Raw genomic sequence first — 15476 nt, forward strand, 5'->3', positions numbered from 1 at the left:
CAATCATGAAAACTTTTATTCTTGCACTAGCAACGATTTTTATCCTGGGATCTGCTTCCGGGTTTTCTCAAAGCACCGCAACTTCGATTGAAGTCAATATTAAGAATATCAAATCCGATAAAGGAACCTTGCGTATTGGGCTGTATCAAAAGCAGGAAAATTTCTTGGGAGAAGCATTTAAATCTTTGGATATAAAAGCAAACTCCAAGGGAGTTACGGTAACATTTGAGAACATTGAACCTGGAGAATATGCCATTTCCTTATATCATGATAAAGATGACAATGAAAAGCTAAACACTTTCCTAAAAATGCCTACTGAACCTTATGGCACCAGTAATAATGCCAAAGGTCAGTTTGGACCTCCAAAGTGGGCAGATGCCAAATTCACCGTATCTGATCAAAAAGTGGTACAAACTATTAAACTATAAACATTTCATCATCAAAAAATAACAACTCGGTCAGAAATAGTTCTAAAAAACACACTGGCTACGGATCTTTACATTGTAATTATAAAAAAACACCACCATGAGAATTATTTTAATAATACTTGCTTTTATAGCCTCGGCGAATATCAATGCACAAGGTGCTTACGAAAAAGGAATGACCAAAGCTTTTGACCTTTGGAAAAACGGAAAACAAGACGAATCTATCAATATGTTCGAACGCATTGCTAGAGCAGAAAAAGAAAACTGGTTACCATTTTACTACGCTGCTCAAGTACATATCATTACTTGTTTTAATATCAAAGACGAAACTGAGGTTCAAACTCGATTAAAAAAAGCTCAGGACTTTTTGAATGAAGCCAAAATTTTCTCAAAAGAAAATGCCGAAATTCTGGTGATGGAAGCGATGTTAAACACTGCTTATGTGGTATCAAATCCATCGGTATACGGACCTACCTTATCAGGAAAAGTAGAAGAGTTATATAGGAGTGCCAAAGGAATAGATCCCGAAAATCCAAGAGCAACATTATATCATGCAGAGTGGAAAATGGGAGGTGCTAAATTCTGGGGTAAAGACCCAAAGGACTTTTGTCCTGAGGTAGAAAAAGCTATCTTGTACTTTGAAAAGGAGTCTAAAAACGAAACACCTTTTTATCCTAAATGGGGTAAGGACCAAATAACTAGAATTCAGGAAAATTGTAAGTAGTAAGACAATGGATTCTAAAAAACCAGAGTACATGAAGACGTATATTACAAAAATGGTTAAAATCAGTATCGTCATTGCGGTGATCATAGAGATAGCAGAGTTGTTATTCGCTATTGGGGAGCCCATCATTCTTATGGACGTACTGGAAGATACATTAGTCAATTTTGTATTCGCGTTTCCTCTGGCTATGGCTAACTTCTATTTCTTTGATTTTTTAGGCAAATGGTACACCTGGGAAAAACACCCTAGAAAACGATTGTTGTACGGAGCTATTGGTTCTATTATCGTTACCATGATTGTTTTTGGGTTGATAAGAATGATTATCATTGTTGGTATCAAAGGAAGATCTTTTCAAACCTTTTTAGAAAACGAAAAGTTGAGCTACTACTTAATAGGGTTCTTTATCACACTACTGATCTCTTTATTTTTTCATGCTTTTTACTTTTACAAAGAGTTACAAAAAAGAAAGATCACCGAGCAAAAAATAATTGCAGGAACGGCCTCTGCAAAGTTTGCAGCTCTTAAAAATCAATTAGATCCTCATTTTCTATTCAATAGTTTAAATGTATTGACATCACTGATTGAAGAAAACCCCAGACTGGCCCAAAAGTTCACCACTTCTTTATCCAAGGTATATCGATATGTCTTGGAACAAAAAAACAAAGAGTTGGTGACCGTAGATGAAGAATTGAAATTTGCAAAGACCTATATGACTTTGGTACAGCTTCGGTTTGAAGATAGTATCATCTTTGAAATGCCAGAGAAAGCTGCAAATCCCGATGCTAGAGTAGTTCCTCTATCATTGCAGATATTACTGGAAAACACAGTAAAACACAATGTGGTGATGCCAGAAAAACCTTTGCACATTAAAATCTACGAAGAAGATGGTTTCCTGATTGTAGAAAACAACTTACAGCCCAAAGAAGTCATCAAGCAAAGTAGCGGTGTTGGTTTAGGAAATGTACAGCAACGATATGCGCTGCTCACCAAAAGAGAGTTTATGGTGTATAAAACTGAGAAAGCTTTTATCGCAAAACTCCCAATGTTAACCAAAAAGATAAAAATAATGGACGCAACAATAGAAAGACCTATCACAAATATCAAAGAATTAAAATACAATCGTGCCAAAGAACGAGTACAGAAAATAAAAGAGTTCTACGGAAACTTTATTTCATACATCATCGTAATTCCGTTTTTAGCATTCATCAATTACAGCACGACAGGTTTTGGCATACCTTGGGTAATATTCCCTATCGTTGGTTGGGGTATCGGAGTCATATTCCACTATGCCGAGGCCTATGACCGACACCCAATCTTTGGAAAAGACTGGGAAAAAAGAAAGATCAAAAAGTACATGGAAGAATCTAAAAGAAATGGTTATGAATGATTTAAAAGATAGTGAAGCTTACGAAAGAGCAAAAAAGAAGGTAGATGCCGAAAAAGGATTCTACTCTCACCTTACTGCTTATGTGATCATCAATATAGCCCTTTTGTTAATGAGCATTGATTTGGATTTCATTTTTCTAAGTTGGGCAAGTTGGAAATTCTCTTTAACCACTCCGGTTTTATGGGGAATAGGATTACTGATTCACGGAATATGTGTATTTGGACCGAGTATGCGAATCTTTAAAAGATGGGAAGAGGATAAGATAAAGAAACTAATGGATAAAGACGATTTTTAAAAATAAGGCAACTATGAACATCAATGAAAATGAGCAAAAGGCCTATCAAGCTGCCAAAAAACGAGTAGAAAAAGAACGGGATTTTTATATTCACCTAGCTATATATGTTGTCATTAACATTGCTCTCTTCTTTTTCAAAACAAAACTTTTGGTATTTATTGGTACCGACGATAAGGACGTGGATTTTTTGAAATGGTGGAATTTTAGTAATATCATCACACCAGTGGCATGGGGAATTGGCTTATTTTGCCATTGGCTTTGGGCATTCGAAAAGGTATTTCTTTTCAGCAAAAACTGGGAAGAAAAGAAAATCCAAAAGATGATGGAAGAAGATATAAATGAATAAAACTATGCAAACACCAGATCAACAAAAATACGAACGAGCGAAACAGAGAGTTAAAGAGGAAAAAGGGTTTTATATACACCTTACCATATATATTATTATTAATACGCTAATCCTCTTTGTCAATACCAACTTTGAGAGTCAAGGGTTTAAAAACTGGTTACAATGGCATTTGTATGTGACTCCAGTGCTTTGGGGAATTGGATTATTATTTCATTACATCAAAGCTTTTGACAAAAATCCCTTTTTCAGTAAAAAATGGGAAGAACGCAAGATTAAGGAAATACTTAGAGAGGAAGATGATTTTTTCAAGGACCTCTAAATTAGAACTCCCTTAAACAACAATACACTAACTGCTAAACGAATGATCATGAATAATTTTGAACAACAAAAACGATATGAGCGCGCAAAAGAACGCGTAGAAGAACTCAAGAAGTTTTATAATAACCTAATATCTTATATTATTATTATTGGTTTTCTCGCAGGACTTAACTACTACCAAAACGAATGGAGTTATCCTTGGTTTCTTTGGGCCGCTTTTGGTTGGGGAATTGGATTGGCATTTCACGCCGTAAAAGCATATCGCATCAACCCGATGTTTGATAAAGATTGGGAAGAACGAAAAATAAGAAAGTATATGGAAGAAGAACAGGACAATCAGAAACAATTGTGGGAATAACAACCACAACAATTGCATCTTTTTATTGTTTTTCACAAATTAATAATGACATAACCCATGAACGTAATAATCATTGAAGACGAGAAACCTGCAGCCAGAAGATTAAACAGAATGCTCAGCGATTTGGATATCGAAGTACACACCATGCTACATTCTGTCAATGAATCTATCGAATGGTTTAGCAATAACGAACATCCAGATCTTATTTTTTTGGATATACAACTCAGTGATGGATTATCGTTTGAAATTTTTGATACGGTAACCATAAAAAGTGCGATTATCTTTACTACCGCTTATGATGAGTACGCGCTTAAGGCGTTTAAATTAAATAGTATTGATTATTTACTAAAGCCTATCGATGATGATGAATTAGAAGCTGCGGTTACCAAATACAAAGAACAAATCCCTGCAAAACAACAAATTCAGGTCGACTTTGATGATATCAAAAAGTTACTGATCAATCCTATAGACCGTCAATACAAGAAGCGTTTTACCGCAAAAGTTGGGCAACATCTTAAAATATTCTCTGTACAGGATATCGAATGCTTCTATTCTGAAAATAAGGGAACCTATTTACACACAACCGATAATAGAAATTATCTAATTGATACTACTCTGGAATCGCTGGAGGAAGAATTGAATCCTCAACAGTTTTTCAGAGTAAGCAGAAAGTTCTATGTGAACATTAATGCAATAAAGGATATTATCTCTTACACCAATTCGAGATTACAAGTAAAACTCAATCATTTTAATGAACAAGAAATCATAGTATCCAGAGAGCGAGTAAAAGATTTTAAACTTTGGTTAGAATAAAAATAGATAAACACTAATATTCCCACTGTCTTTTTTTGTTCAATTCTTCTTCGGCATCCAACTCTGCTTGAGGAATTACTTTTAGGAACGAAGGATGTTGCTCGATAGCAAATTCCAGTTTACTCACGATATCATCGATAGAATCATTATCGTAATCAATCTGCAAAGGTTCTTTGATGACCATAGATTGTAAAATCCCACGTTTCTTGATACGAATTCCTTTTTTGTCAAATGATCTTCGGAAACCATCAATAACTATTGGGATTACAATTGGTTTGTATTGTCTGATAATATGAGCTGTACCTTTACGAATAGGCTTAAAAGGTTTTGTTGTACCCTGCGGAAAAGTAATCACCCAACCATCTTCGAGGGCTCTTTTGATATTGGTGATATCACTCATTTTTACCTGTCGGTTTACATCTTTTCCTGCTTCCCTCCAGGTACGTTCTACCGTTATTGCTCCGGCATAGGCCAAAATACGAGCCAGCAATCCAGCTCTCATAGTTTCTTTTGCAGCTACATAGTACAAGTTAAGCTTAGGATGCCAGAGATAGCCAATATTTTTAATAGAGTCTACTCGCCCACTCAAACTAGCGTTAAAAACATGAAACATTGCCACCACATCTGCAAAATAAGTCTGATGATTAGAGACAAATAATACATTATTATCTGGAAGATCTTTGATGATCTCACTTCCTTCTATTTGTAATTCGTTGAAACCGCGATAACGCCTGTGCGTCATTGATCCCATGATACGAATAAGCCACTTTTTCAAAAACAAAACATGACCAAAAGGATTTCTTTTAAATATTCCCATGCGTAGAAATCTGGTTGTATTTAGATTGGCAAAGATACAAAATCATTATTCCATTGTAGTCTTTAAAAAGATTTTAAGCTCACTCAACATCATAGCTGTTGCTCCCCAAACTGTGTAACCGTTTAGTTTAAAGGAAGGTACCTCTATATCGTTGGCATAAGAAGTCGTTAATCTTTGTGGTACTACATTATGATCATTCAGTAATTCAGACAATGGCACCTCGATTACCTCTGCCACTTCTTCTTCTTGAGCCACAAATTCGGGTCTATGATCAGTAAACCCCATAAAGGGATGTACCCAAAAATTTGATGGTGGGATATACACTCTTGTCAAAGTTTTAACTACCTCAATACTTTTATTAAATACACCTATTTCTTCTTCGGTTTCCCGCAAAGCGGTTTCTCTATAACTGGTATCATAGGTTTCTACTTTTCCTCCGGGTAAAGCAATCTGACCCGAGTGGACCCCTTCGTAAGTAGGTCTTAGGATCAAAACAATATGAGTTATTGCTTTTTTAGGATAAAAAAGCATCATTACGGCAGCATTCCTGGGGTTTCTTTCTTCAATTTTTAAACGGTTTAACTCCTTAGTTCGCATCTCGGGAGCCATAACAAAATGAGAAGATTCTCCCGGTACTGACATTTTCTTTATTTTTGGAATTAAATTTTTAAACGTATCAAATGTCATTTACCAGATCAATTTTAGTCTTTTGCATTAGCATTTTTGTATTCTCTAATTGTGAAGATACACAATCTAAAAAAAATAAGCAGAAGGATTCTCCATCTGTCACTCAGCAAAAGGTTGAAAAAACAAACGCTGCACCTTCAAAAAAACCAGCTGTAGAAAACACTGATACCAACAAAAAGACTGAAGAAGAGCCTTTTAGACTAACCAACGAAAACCTGAGGGAATTTATGGCAGCATACGGAAAAGAAAATCCAGAAACTTTAGTACGAATATCTACGTCTTATGGAGATATTCATATCAGGTTATATAAAGAAACACCATTACACCGAGCAAATTTTATCTATTTGGTCAAACAAAAATACTTTGACGAAACTTTTTTCTACAGAGTCGCCAAAGGTTTTGTAATACAGGGAGGAAATAGTGATCGTGAGCAAATGGCAAGAAAACGTTTTGAAATTGGAGAGTACACCATCCCGCAAGAGCAGGTAAAAGGATTAAAGCATGTACGAGGTGCAGTAGCACTATCAAAACAATGGGTTGATAATCCTTCTAATCGTTCTACTCCTTATGAATTCTTTATTGTTCTGGCCAAACAAGGAGCCAGTCATTTGGATGGGGAACATACCATCTTTGGTAAGGTCGTAAAAGGGATGAATATCGCAGACAAAATATCAAACGTCCCCGTAGATGGTAGCGAATGGCCCAAAGAAAACATCTTCATCAAAGCCGAGGTTATTAAATAGTAATTTAAATAACAAAAAAAGCGGACTTCGGTCCGCTTTTGTCGTTTAACAAGGAGAAGCAATGGTCTCACATTGGCAGGTATTTCTTGTACCTACATAATATTTAACCCGTTCTTTATACTCTCCCATTGGATGAGCTAACCCACCTCTTAATTGTGCAATACTGTCTTTACTCAATTGTAACTTTTTGATGTTCTTTTTCTTCATGATATAAAAGATTTTATGATTTATATCCCTATATCAGGAAGAAGAAAAAATTGTTACCCCTTGGTGATAAATTAGATTTGTTGCGTGTAATAATTGTAATCTGCAATCACCCTATCTACAAAATGTAGAGGCTTTTCTTGCGGGGTTACATCCATTATGGTACTGATCTTTTTAGACAGTTCCAAAATAACATTATGATTGGCTTCTCTCTTGGCTTCTGAGTATATTGTTTTAATTTTTCTCATTTCAGCATCACTAAAAACAGTAACCTGAGGATAAACAGCAACATAATCGTCTGGTATATCTACCAATATGGTTTGATGAAATTGTACGTGTTGTCGTTCACTGATTACTGTAGTTCCAGCAGCCATATCTCCCAAACGTTGTCCTTTCCCATTCATCAAAATGGTAACCACTGCTACACCTCCCATCGCCAAAGAAATATCCAGCAAGCGAAGTAACCACCGAATCAAATAATTTGAAAATGCAGGGCGTGATCCGTCAAGTCTTGTCACTTTAATTTTCATAGTAGCCTTACCTGGTGTTTGCCCATCCCAAAACGTTTCCCAGAGCAAAAAATACAAAAACGGAGGAATACTGAGTATCAACCAAAAAGCCCATTGATCCCCCATATCTGCATCCAACATACCAATAACAAACAATATGAGTATGTAATACGCTATGATAATCATAAAGTCAATAAAATATGCTAGTATTCGCTCTCCGATGCCAGCAGCATTTTGTTGTATGCTAACATTTTGGGCAGTTTCTATTTGAAAATTATCCATTAATTATGTTTCTTTGAACCTCTTAATCTTTTGATACATGCGCGAGGCGGCTTTTGTGAAGCAAAATAAAGATAAATGGTTAAAATTTGAAAGTGTTCTGGTTAATAATACCATCATTCCACCAGATGAACTTTCGGATCTGTATATAGAAATAACCGATCATCTTAGTTATGCACAAACATTTTACCCCAATAGTCAAACCCTAAGTTACCTAAATGGCTTAGCCAGCAAAGCACATCAAAAAGTATATCGAACGAAAAAAGAGAAGAAAAATAGGTTCTATACATTTTGGGTAAAAGAGTTTCCTTTAGAATTTTATAGCTATCAAAAAGAGCTGTTGATTGCCTTTTTGATTTCGGCACTATTTACCGCAATAGGCGTATATTCTTCTGCCACAGATGGGGCATTTGTCCGCTCGATTCTTGGAGATGCCTATGTAAATATGACTTTAGAAAATATTGCAAAAGATGATCCTATGGCCGTGTATAAACAGATGGGAGAAACCAATATGTTTTTGGGCATTACCATCAATAATATTAGAGTTGCGCTCAACTGCTTTATACTGGGAGTAATGTTTGGTATAGGTACTGTGTATATGCTGATGCAAAACTTTATCATGCTCGGTGCATTTCAATACTTCTTTTATGCCAAAGGTTTATTGTGGGAAAGCGCAAGAACGATTTGGATTCATGGTACCATAGAAATCTCTGTTATTATTATTGCAGGATGTGCTGGTTTGGTAGTGGGCAAATCCATTTTATTCCCCAAAACATATACCCGTTTGACTTCCTTTGTAAAAGGGATAAAGGCAGGATTAAAAATTGTAATAAGTACTATTCCTTTCTTTATCATTGCAGGATTTTTGGAAGGGTTCGTAACTCGACATACCGAAATGCCGGATTGGCTTGCCTTAATCATTATACTAGGCTCTTTATCACTGATCCTGTTTTATTATGTAATTTACCCCAGACAACTATATAACAAACTAAAAAATGAACAATAACTACATAGAATTCAAAAAAAGAAGAGAATTAGGAGACATACTGACAGATACTTTTGGTTTTTTAAGACACAATGGAAAATCATTATTCGGGATGTTGATCAAAACCTCTGGTATTCCTTTTGTAATACTGCTATTAGCTTCCGGCTACTATACACATGCCTCGGCCGATGTGCTGGATCCTGTAAATCTTAGTAGTGGAGGTCTTTTAGGCACTGGAAATATGTTTATTGCATTGTTTGTTATGCTAATCACGCTATTAGTGTTTTATGGACTACTTTTTGGAACCGTTCTTCATTTTATCAAATCATATATTGAAGGAAAAGGTGTGGTAGATCAGGATGCAGTATCTCAAGGGGTAAAAAAAGATTTTGGAAGTATGATAGGACTAGGATTACTATCAGGGATCATCATATTTTTTGGCTTTATGCTATGTGTTATTCCAGGAGTCTATCTATATGTTCCGATGAGTATGGTATTTTCGCTTTTGGTTTTTAGAAACATTAGTGTTTCTGATTCGATCAATGAGAGTTTTCAACTGGTCAAAGATGAATGGTGGATTACCTTTGCTACGCTATTTGTATTGGGAATTATCATTTGGCTAATTAGTATGGTATTTTCAATCCCTGCAGTGGTTTATTCTTTAACCAAAACGTTTACCGCTGCCACAGAGAGTACAATGTCGGATCCTTCATCTATGTTTGATTGGGTGTTTATTATATTAAATACGATTTCGTCTGCCGCTCAATACATACTATATATTATCACTGCTGTAGCCACTGCTTTTATATATTTTAATCTGAATGAAAGAAAGCATTCTACAGGAGCTTTTGAACAAATAGAATCCTTAGGAAAATCTGAATAACTTGAAATTTTTATACTTCTTACTGTTCTTTATCCCTTTTTCTATAGCTGCCCAAGCTGTGGATAGCACTAGCGTAGTCCAAAGTCAAGAAGTCATATATGATTTGGATTCTGAAATAGAAGTCCAAAAGTTGGATCAGGATAAAATAGAATCCTACAAAAATGACAAAGCTTTTAATTATACAGAAAAGCAAGAAGTAGATAACTGGTGGACACAATTCAAAAGCTGGTTGGCTCAGGCATTTATGAAATTCATCAACTGGTTGTTTGGAACCAGTGAAGCTAATAGTTTTTGGGCAGGTTTCTTCAATATATTACCGTATCTGGTCATTATCGCAGTATTATTCTTATTAGTCTGGTTGTTTATGAAAGTAAATCCAAGAGAAATGCTTTTAGAGAATGAAGAAATCCCACAAGTTGCTTTTACAGACGAAGAAGACATTATCCATAACCAAGATATCAGAGATCTCATCAATCAAGCCATAAAACAACAAAATTTTAGGTTGGCGATTCGTTATTATTATTTGTTAGTCCTCAAAAATCTATCTGAAGCCGAGTATATCGATTGGGAGTCCCAAAAAACGAATACAGATTATAGTAAAGAGCTTACCGACAGTAGCCTGAGAGAACAATTTAAAGTAATTACCAAGTTATACGATTTTATTTGGTATGGAAGTTTTGAAGTCAATCAAAACACCTATCAACAGGCTGAGAAAGAGTTCTTATCCATAACCCAAAGCATTCAAAAATAGTAGATGAGTAAGAAATCCAAAATATTCATCATTGTAATTGTCGTAGCCATCGGGTTGCTTACTTTTTTGGAAGCTAATGAACCGGAACCTGTTAATTGGTTTCCTAGTTATGCCAAAACTGATAAAATTCCTTTGGGAACTTTTGTTTCTTATAATCTGATCAAAGAAGCATTTACCGACGAAAAAGTAAAGGACATTAATCAACCACCTTACGAATTCTTAACCGATAATGACACAATATCGGGTACATATTTCTTTGTAAATGGAACCGTGAATTTTGATAAAGATGAGTTGAATAAAGTATTGAATTGGGTAGATAAAGGAAATACACTATTTATCTCCGCAAAAACTATAGAAGAAAAACTCTTAGACACTTTACAACTTGAGGCTGAAAATCTAATTTCGGTTAATAATATTACGACAAAGCCGTTATTAGAGCTCGTCAATAAAAATTTAAAAGTCGATCTCCCCTATTTGTACGATAGAGATATTTATAACTCGTATTTCAAAACCATCGACACTCTAAAAACTACAGTGCTGGGCATAACTGAGTTGTATAAGGATACACTACAAATACAATCTCCCAAGGTGAACTATATCCAACAACCTTTTGGAAACGGTGTTATTTTATTACATACCTTCCCGGAAGCTTTTGGAAATTACTTTATGCTTAAAGCGAAAAACTTTGAGTACACTCAAAATGCACTGACCTATATTAAGGGCAAGCCTATTCTTTGGGACAATTATTACAAGGCAGGAAAGACTTTTTATACGTCTCCGCTGTTTTTATTACTCAGTAATCGATATCTCAAATGGGCCTATTATTTTGTACTCATTGCCGCGGTACTATTGGTCATTTTTGAAGGAAAACGAAAGCAAAGAAGTATTCCAATTATCAACCCCCTAAAAAATCAAACACTAGCCTTTACCAGGACCATAAGTGGGATGTATTTTGAAAAAGAGAAACATAAGGAAATTGCAAAAAAGCAAAATCTATTGTTTTTGGAGTACGTTCGGAACACCTTACGGGTACCAACGAATAATATCGATGAAAAAACAATAATAGACATCGCAGCTAGAAGCAATAACACGATAGAAGACACTAAAGAATTATTTAATTCTTTCAATACGCTACACAACACACCAAAAATAGAAAAGGAACAACTAATCCGACTTTATCAATTGATCAAAGAATTCAAAAGTCGATCATAATAGAAAATGCACATGGAAAACGAGGAACTGCAAAATAATACTCCGCCAGAAGAAACATCATCTGGAGCACCGACAGAACAAGACCTTAACTTTGAAAATCGAATCGATTTGAGTGAGCTGCAACAGGCAGTAGAAAAGCTGAGAACCGAATTAGCGAAGGTTATCGTTGGACAACAAGATTTTATAGAATTATTGATTGTGTCTTTGTTATCCAATGGTCATGTTTTGATCGAAGGAGTTCCGGGAATTGCCAAGACCGTGACCGCAAAATTATTTGCTAAAACCTTAGAAACCGGGTTTAATCGTATTCAGTTTACTCCCGATCTCATGCCTAGTGATGTTTTGGGAACTTCGGTTTTGAATATGAAAACAAGTGATTTCGAATTCAAAAAAGGCCCTATTTTTTCTAATATGGTGCTTATTGATGAAATCAACAGAGCGCCAGCCAAGACACAAGCTGCTTTGTTTGAGGTTATGGAAGAAAGACAAGTAACCATCGATGGTGTTCGATATCCTATGGAGCCCCCTTTTATGGTCTTAGCTACGCAAAATCCGGTTGAGCAAGAAGGTACCTATGCGTTGCCCGAAGCACAGTTAGATCGTTTCCTCTTTAAGATTAAAGTAGATTATCCTAATCTGGAAGAAGAAATCAATATCCTTAAAACACATCATGAACGCAAAGCAACAAAACCGCTCGAACTGATTGATGCTGTTTTAACTCCAGAAAAATTATTAGAATTCAAGAATAAGACGCAAGAAGTTATTATTGAAGAAAAGATATTAGGATACATTGCGGAAATTGTCACCAAAACCAGAACCCATCCTCATCTGTATTTAGGAGGCTCTCCTCGTGCCTCAATTGCAGTGATGAATGCTTCAAAGGCTTTTGCAGCAATCAATGGTAGAGATTTTGTGACTCCAGAAGATATAAAGAAGTCGTTATTCCCGGTATTGCGCCATCGTATTATTTTATCTCCAGAGCGCGAAATGGAAGGAATGAGCACAGAAGATGTTATTGAAATGATTTTACAATCTGTAGAAATCCCCCGTTAAGTAGTGATCCAGTTTTTCAAATCTTTTTACCTAACCAAAAACGTATTTTATATACTCTTTACGATAGCTGTACTATTTTTACTATCGTATTGGTTTCATATACTGTATCCTTTTACATGGCTTTTGGTATGGGGGTTTGTGATTGTGTTTTTATTTGATATTATCATCCTTTTCAATTCCAAAAATGGGATTGATAGTAACCGATTATTACCGGATAAATTTTCGAATAGTGATTTCAATGCTGTACCGATAAGGATCAAGAATAACTATCCTTTTACCACACATGTTGAAATTATCGATGAGATACCAGTTCAATTTCAGAAGAGAGATTTTTTGAAATCAGAACGTATTGGTCCAAAAAACATACTTGATTTTGAATATTCGCTTCGACCTGTGCAACGAGGAGAATATGTATTTGGTAGTTTACATATTTACGCCATGAGCAAAATACAATTTGCTAAAAGAAGATATAGCTTTGATAAAGCTGCCATGGTAAAAGTATATCCTTCGTTTATCCAAATGAAGAAATACGATTTTTTGGCGATAGACAATAAACTGACACAAATTGGGCTGAAAAAAATTCGCCGAATTGGGCATACCATGGAATTCGAGCAGATTAAGGAGTATGTTGTTGGGGATGATGTACGTACTATTAACTGGAAAGCCACTGCCAAGCATGGCAACCTGATGATCAATCAATTTCAAGATGAAAAATCACAGCCTATTTATTCGATTATAGATGCGAGTAGGGTCATGAAAATGCCATTTAATGAGTTAAGTTTATTGGATTATGCCGTAAACAGTACGCTCGCCTTTTCTAATATTGCTTTAAAAAAGCATGATAAAGTAGGAATGTTGAGCTTTTCGAATACGGTAAATGATTTTCTTCCGGATAGCGGTAAGAAAACATATATCAATACCATTTCAGAAACGCTTTATAATGTAAAAACGCAGTTTTTGGATTCGGATTTTGGTTTGTTGTACGCTCATGTCAAACGACAAATTACCCATCGCAGTCTCCTTCTTCTCTATACCAACTTTGAGCATATTTCTTCACTAAAAAGACAACTTCCTTTTTTGCAAGCACTGGCAAAAAAACATTTATTAGTGGTTATCTTTTTCGAAAACACCGAATTGAATCAGCTAATCAAATCCGAAGCAGAAGATTTGCAAACCATTTATGACCAAACCATTGCGCAACAGTTTGCTTACGACAAAAAAGTAATGGTCAAAGAATTGCAAAAGTATGGTATCCAAACAGTACTTACTACTCCTCAAAATCTTACTGTAAACACTATTAATAAGTACCTGGAAATTAAAGCACGAGGACTTTTATAAGGAGACTTTGATCCTATTCAATTTCTGATTACTGAGTACCAGATACAATTCATCCTATGATATTGACAATTCGGTAACATACTTTATTACATACACATGGATTTATAGACTTTTGAAGTGTTCAAACATCAAATAACTATAAAAATCTTATGTATATGAAAACTCTAGCTTTATTACTTGCCTTGTTTACTTCAAATTTTATACTTACTGCACAAGACAATGCCAAAGGAATCACAATTACAGTAACCGTTCCTAATGTAACTGGTTCTGAAGGAGAAGTATTATTTGCCTTATATGATGAGAATACGTTTATGAAAGCGGCTCCGATTCAGGCTGCAAAAAGTGAAATCGAAAACGGTGTGGCCAAAGTGACTTTCACCAACATTCCTGCAGGAGAATATGGAATCACTTGTTTGCATGATGCCAACGGAAATGGAAGAATGGATTTTGAAGCCAACGGAATGCCAAAAGAAAATTACGGAGTATCCAACAATAATATGAGCTACGGACCACCAATGTGGGGAGATGCAAAATTCGAAGTGGGTAACGAAGACCTAGCTTTTGAAATAAGAATGTAATCCAACAGAAAATATTCATCAATCAAAAAAGCTGTCTATTAAGACAGCTTTTTTTCCTATTGTATGCCCTATATAAACACCCTAGTTCATAACAATAGCTCTGACGTGTGTTTTTAAGTTTTGTTCGTTGCTTTTTAACACTTTGGTTCGGAGTTTACATCTAATCGATTGTACTTCTGACACTTCTAACTGAAGTTTTTTTGCCGTTTTTTCTGAAGGGATATTCAAATAAAGGAAAACACAATGCTGAATTTCATCTTTAGAAAAATTAGGATACAACGTACTTAATTGGCTGCTCAAAAGAAGATGATAAGGTAGTAAGGTCTGCATTTGTTGATCTTTTTCTTTTCCAATAATATAGGCTTGTTGTTGTCTTGCCGAATATTCTTCAAAAAAATGCCCCAAATGTTTGCCTCTACCTGATCGAAGGAAGGCTAATTCTCTTTCTCTCTTCTTTAATAATACTTCTGCAACCTTTTTCTCCAGTTCATGTTTTAAAACGATGCGTTTACTTTTTTGAACTTTATTAAAACTAATCACCACAATCACTCCCAAAATCAATACAAGGACCAATGCTATACATGCAAAAATCACCCAATTCGGTATTGCTTTTTGGATATAAAGGATCCATAAATGGCTAAAATTTCCCAGCACTTTTCCAAAACCTATTATCGCATCATAAAGGGGATATGCTATAAGGTACATATTGATCAGGTTAGTGTTTCTTTATCTTTATTATTAAAACACCATATTGCGGGTTTACCCTACTTT

The 15476-nt window shown here is 35.3% G+C and carries 21 protein-coding genes; 16 read left to right on the top strand and 5 right to left on the bottom strand.

All coding sequences use genetic code 11. From position 1 onward, the window contains the following. Positions 1-5: 5 nt before the first annotated feature. The 8 genes from BUE24_RS05755 to BUE24_RS05790 all read left to right on the top strand — a co-directional run bounded on the left by BUE24_RS05755 (position 6) and on the right by BUE24_RS05790 (position 4666). Positions 6-428: a DUF2141 domain-containing protein gene (locus BUE24_RS05755; protein WP_084549417.1), complete on the top strand. Its 423-nt coding sequence runs from the start codon at positions 6-8 to the stop codon at positions 426-428. A gap of 97 nt (positions 429-525) precedes the next feature. Beyond that, positions 526-1149, top strand: a complete 624-nt coding sequence (locus BUE24_RS05760; RefSeq protein WP_073314860.1) for a hypothetical protein — start codon at positions 526-528, stop codon at positions 1147-1149. 31 nt (positions 1150-1180) lie between these two features. Beyond that, complete coding sequence (locus BUE24_RS05765; protein ID WP_073314862.1) at positions 1181-2536, top strand: 2TM domain-containing protein; 1356 nt, start codon at positions 1181-1183, stop codon at positions 2534-2536. Next, positions 2529-2831, top strand: a complete 303-nt coding sequence (locus BUE24_RS05770) for a 2TM domain-containing protein (RefSeq protein WP_073314864.1) — start codon at positions 2529-2531, stop codon at positions 2829-2831. The genes BUE24_RS05765 and BUE24_RS05770 overlap by 8 nt, the downstream gene beginning before the upstream one ends. 13 nt (positions 2832-2844) lie before the next feature. Then, positions 2845-3177: a 2TM domain-containing protein gene (locus BUE24_RS05775; RefSeq protein ID WP_073314866.1), complete on the top strand. Its 333-nt coding sequence runs from the start codon at positions 2845-2847 to the stop codon at positions 3175-3177. 4 nt (positions 3178-3181) lie between these two features. Then, positions 3182-3496: a 2TM domain-containing protein gene (locus tag BUE24_RS05780; protein WP_073315354.1), complete on the top strand. Its 315-nt coding sequence runs from the start codon at positions 3182-3184 to the stop codon at positions 3494-3496. 48 nt (positions 3497-3544) lie between these two features. Then, positions 3545-3853, top strand: coding sequence for a 2TM domain-containing protein (locus BUE24_RS05785; protein ID WP_073314868.1), 309 nt, complete (start codon positions 3545-3547; stop codon positions 3851-3853). 57 nt (positions 3854-3910) lie between these two features. Beyond that, positions 3911-4666, top strand: a complete 756-nt coding sequence (locus tag BUE24_RS05790) for a LytR/AlgR family response regulator transcription factor (protein WP_073314870.1) — start codon at positions 3911-3913, stop codon at positions 4664-4666. 13 nt (positions 4667-4679) lie between these two features. On the opposite strand, the gene BUE24_RS05795 is transcribed toward BUE24_RS05790, so the two are convergent. Both BUE24_RS05795 and BUE24_RS05800 read right to left on the bottom strand, forming a co-directional pair. Then, complete coding sequence (locus tag BUE24_RS05795) at positions 4680-5483, bottom strand: lysophospholipid acyltransferase family protein (RefSeq protein WP_073314872.1); 804 nt, start codon at positions 5481-5483, stop codon at positions 4680-4682. Positions 5484-5528: 45 nt separating this feature from the next. Then, positions 5529-6125, bottom strand: coding sequence for an NUDIX hydrolase (locus BUE24_RS05800; RefSeq protein ID WP_244548127.1), 597 nt, complete (start codon positions 6123-6125; stop codon positions 5529-5531). Between the two features lie 38 nt (positions 6126-6163). Between BUE24_RS05800 and BUE24_RS05805 the strand changes: the two genes are divergently transcribed. Next, the gene (locus tag BUE24_RS05805) at positions 6164-6913 is read left to right on the top strand and encodes a peptidylprolyl isomerase (protein WP_073314877.1); all 750 of its coding nucleotides are present in this window, start codon (positions 6164-6166) and stop codon (positions 6911-6913) included. Between the two features lie 45 nt (positions 6914-6958). Here BUE24_RS05805 and BUE24_RS23890 read toward each other — a convergent pair whose 3' ends face one another. Both BUE24_RS23890 and BUE24_RS05810 read right to left on the bottom strand, forming a co-directional pair. Next, on the bottom strand, positions 6959-7120 hold the full coding sequence (locus tag BUE24_RS23890; RefSeq protein WP_170864561.1) for a hypothetical protein: 162 nt from the start codon (positions 7118-7120) through the stop codon (positions 6959-6961). A 71-nt stretch (positions 7121-7191) separates the two neighbouring features. After that, positions 7192-7908 (bottom strand): RDD family protein, encoded by a 717-nt coding sequence (locus BUE24_RS05810; RefSeq protein WP_073314879.1) that lies wholly within the window; start codon positions 7906-7908, stop codon positions 7192-7194. A gap of 37 nt (positions 7909-7945) precedes the next feature. Here BUE24_RS05810 and BUE24_RS05815 point away from each other — a divergent pair, with 37 nt between their 5' ends. The 7 genes from BUE24_RS05815 to BUE24_RS05845 all read left to right on the top strand — a co-directional run bounded on the left by BUE24_RS05815 (position 7946) and on the right by BUE24_RS05845 (position 14705). Beyond that, complete coding sequence (locus BUE24_RS05815; protein WP_073314881.1) at positions 7946-8911, top strand: stage II sporulation protein M; 966 nt, start codon at positions 7946-7948, stop codon at positions 8909-8911. Continuing rightward, the gene (locus BUE24_RS05820; RefSeq protein ID WP_073314883.1) at positions 8901-9773 is read left to right on the top strand and encodes a hypothetical protein; all 873 of its coding nucleotides are present in this window, start codon (positions 8901-8903) and stop codon (positions 9771-9773) included. The genes BUE24_RS05815 and BUE24_RS05820 overlap by 11 nt, the downstream gene beginning before the upstream one ends. 1 nt (position 9774) lies before the next feature. Continuing rightward, the gene (locus BUE24_RS05825) at positions 9775-10524 is read left to right on the top strand and encodes a DUF4129 domain-containing protein (protein WP_084549420.1); all 750 of its coding nucleotides are present in this window, start codon (positions 9775-9777) and stop codon (positions 10522-10524) included. 3 nt (positions 10525-10527) lie between these two features. After that, complete coding sequence (locus BUE24_RS05830) at positions 10528-11736, top strand: DUF4350 domain-containing protein (protein WP_073314885.1); 1209 nt, start codon at positions 10528-10530, stop codon at positions 11734-11736. 12 nt (positions 11737-11748) lie between these two features. Then, positions 11749-12789, top strand: coding sequence for an AAA family ATPase (locus BUE24_RS05835; RefSeq protein ID WP_084549442.1), 1041 nt, complete (start codon positions 11749-11751; stop codon positions 12787-12789). 6 nt (positions 12790-12795) lie between these two features. Then, positions 12796-14127 (top strand): DUF58 domain-containing protein, encoded by a 1332-nt coding sequence (locus tag BUE24_RS05840; protein WP_073315357.1) that lies wholly within the window; start codon positions 12796-12798, stop codon positions 14125-14127. A 155-nt stretch (positions 14128-14282) separates the two neighbouring features. Continuing rightward, positions 14283-14705 carry a DUF2141 domain-containing protein gene (locus tag BUE24_RS05845; RefSeq protein ID WP_073314886.1) on the top strand — a complete coding sequence of 141 codons (423 nt, stop codon included), beginning with the start codon at positions 14283-14285 and terminating at the stop codon, positions 14703-14705. An 81-nt stretch (positions 14706-14786) separates the two neighbouring features. Here BUE24_RS05845 and BUE24_RS05850 read toward each other — a convergent pair whose 3' ends face one another. After that, on the bottom strand, positions 14787-15410 hold the full coding sequence (locus BUE24_RS05850) for a hypothetical protein (RefSeq protein ID WP_073314887.1): 624 nt from the start codon (positions 15408-15410) through the stop codon (positions 14787-14789). Positions 15411-15476: the final 66 nt, after the last annotated feature.

The sequence above is a fragment of the Aquimarina spongiae genome, from assembly GCF_900141785.1.
Classification (GTDB): Bacteria; Bacteroidota; Bacteroidia; order Flavobacteriales; family Flavobacteriaceae; genus Aquimarina; species Aquimarina spongiae.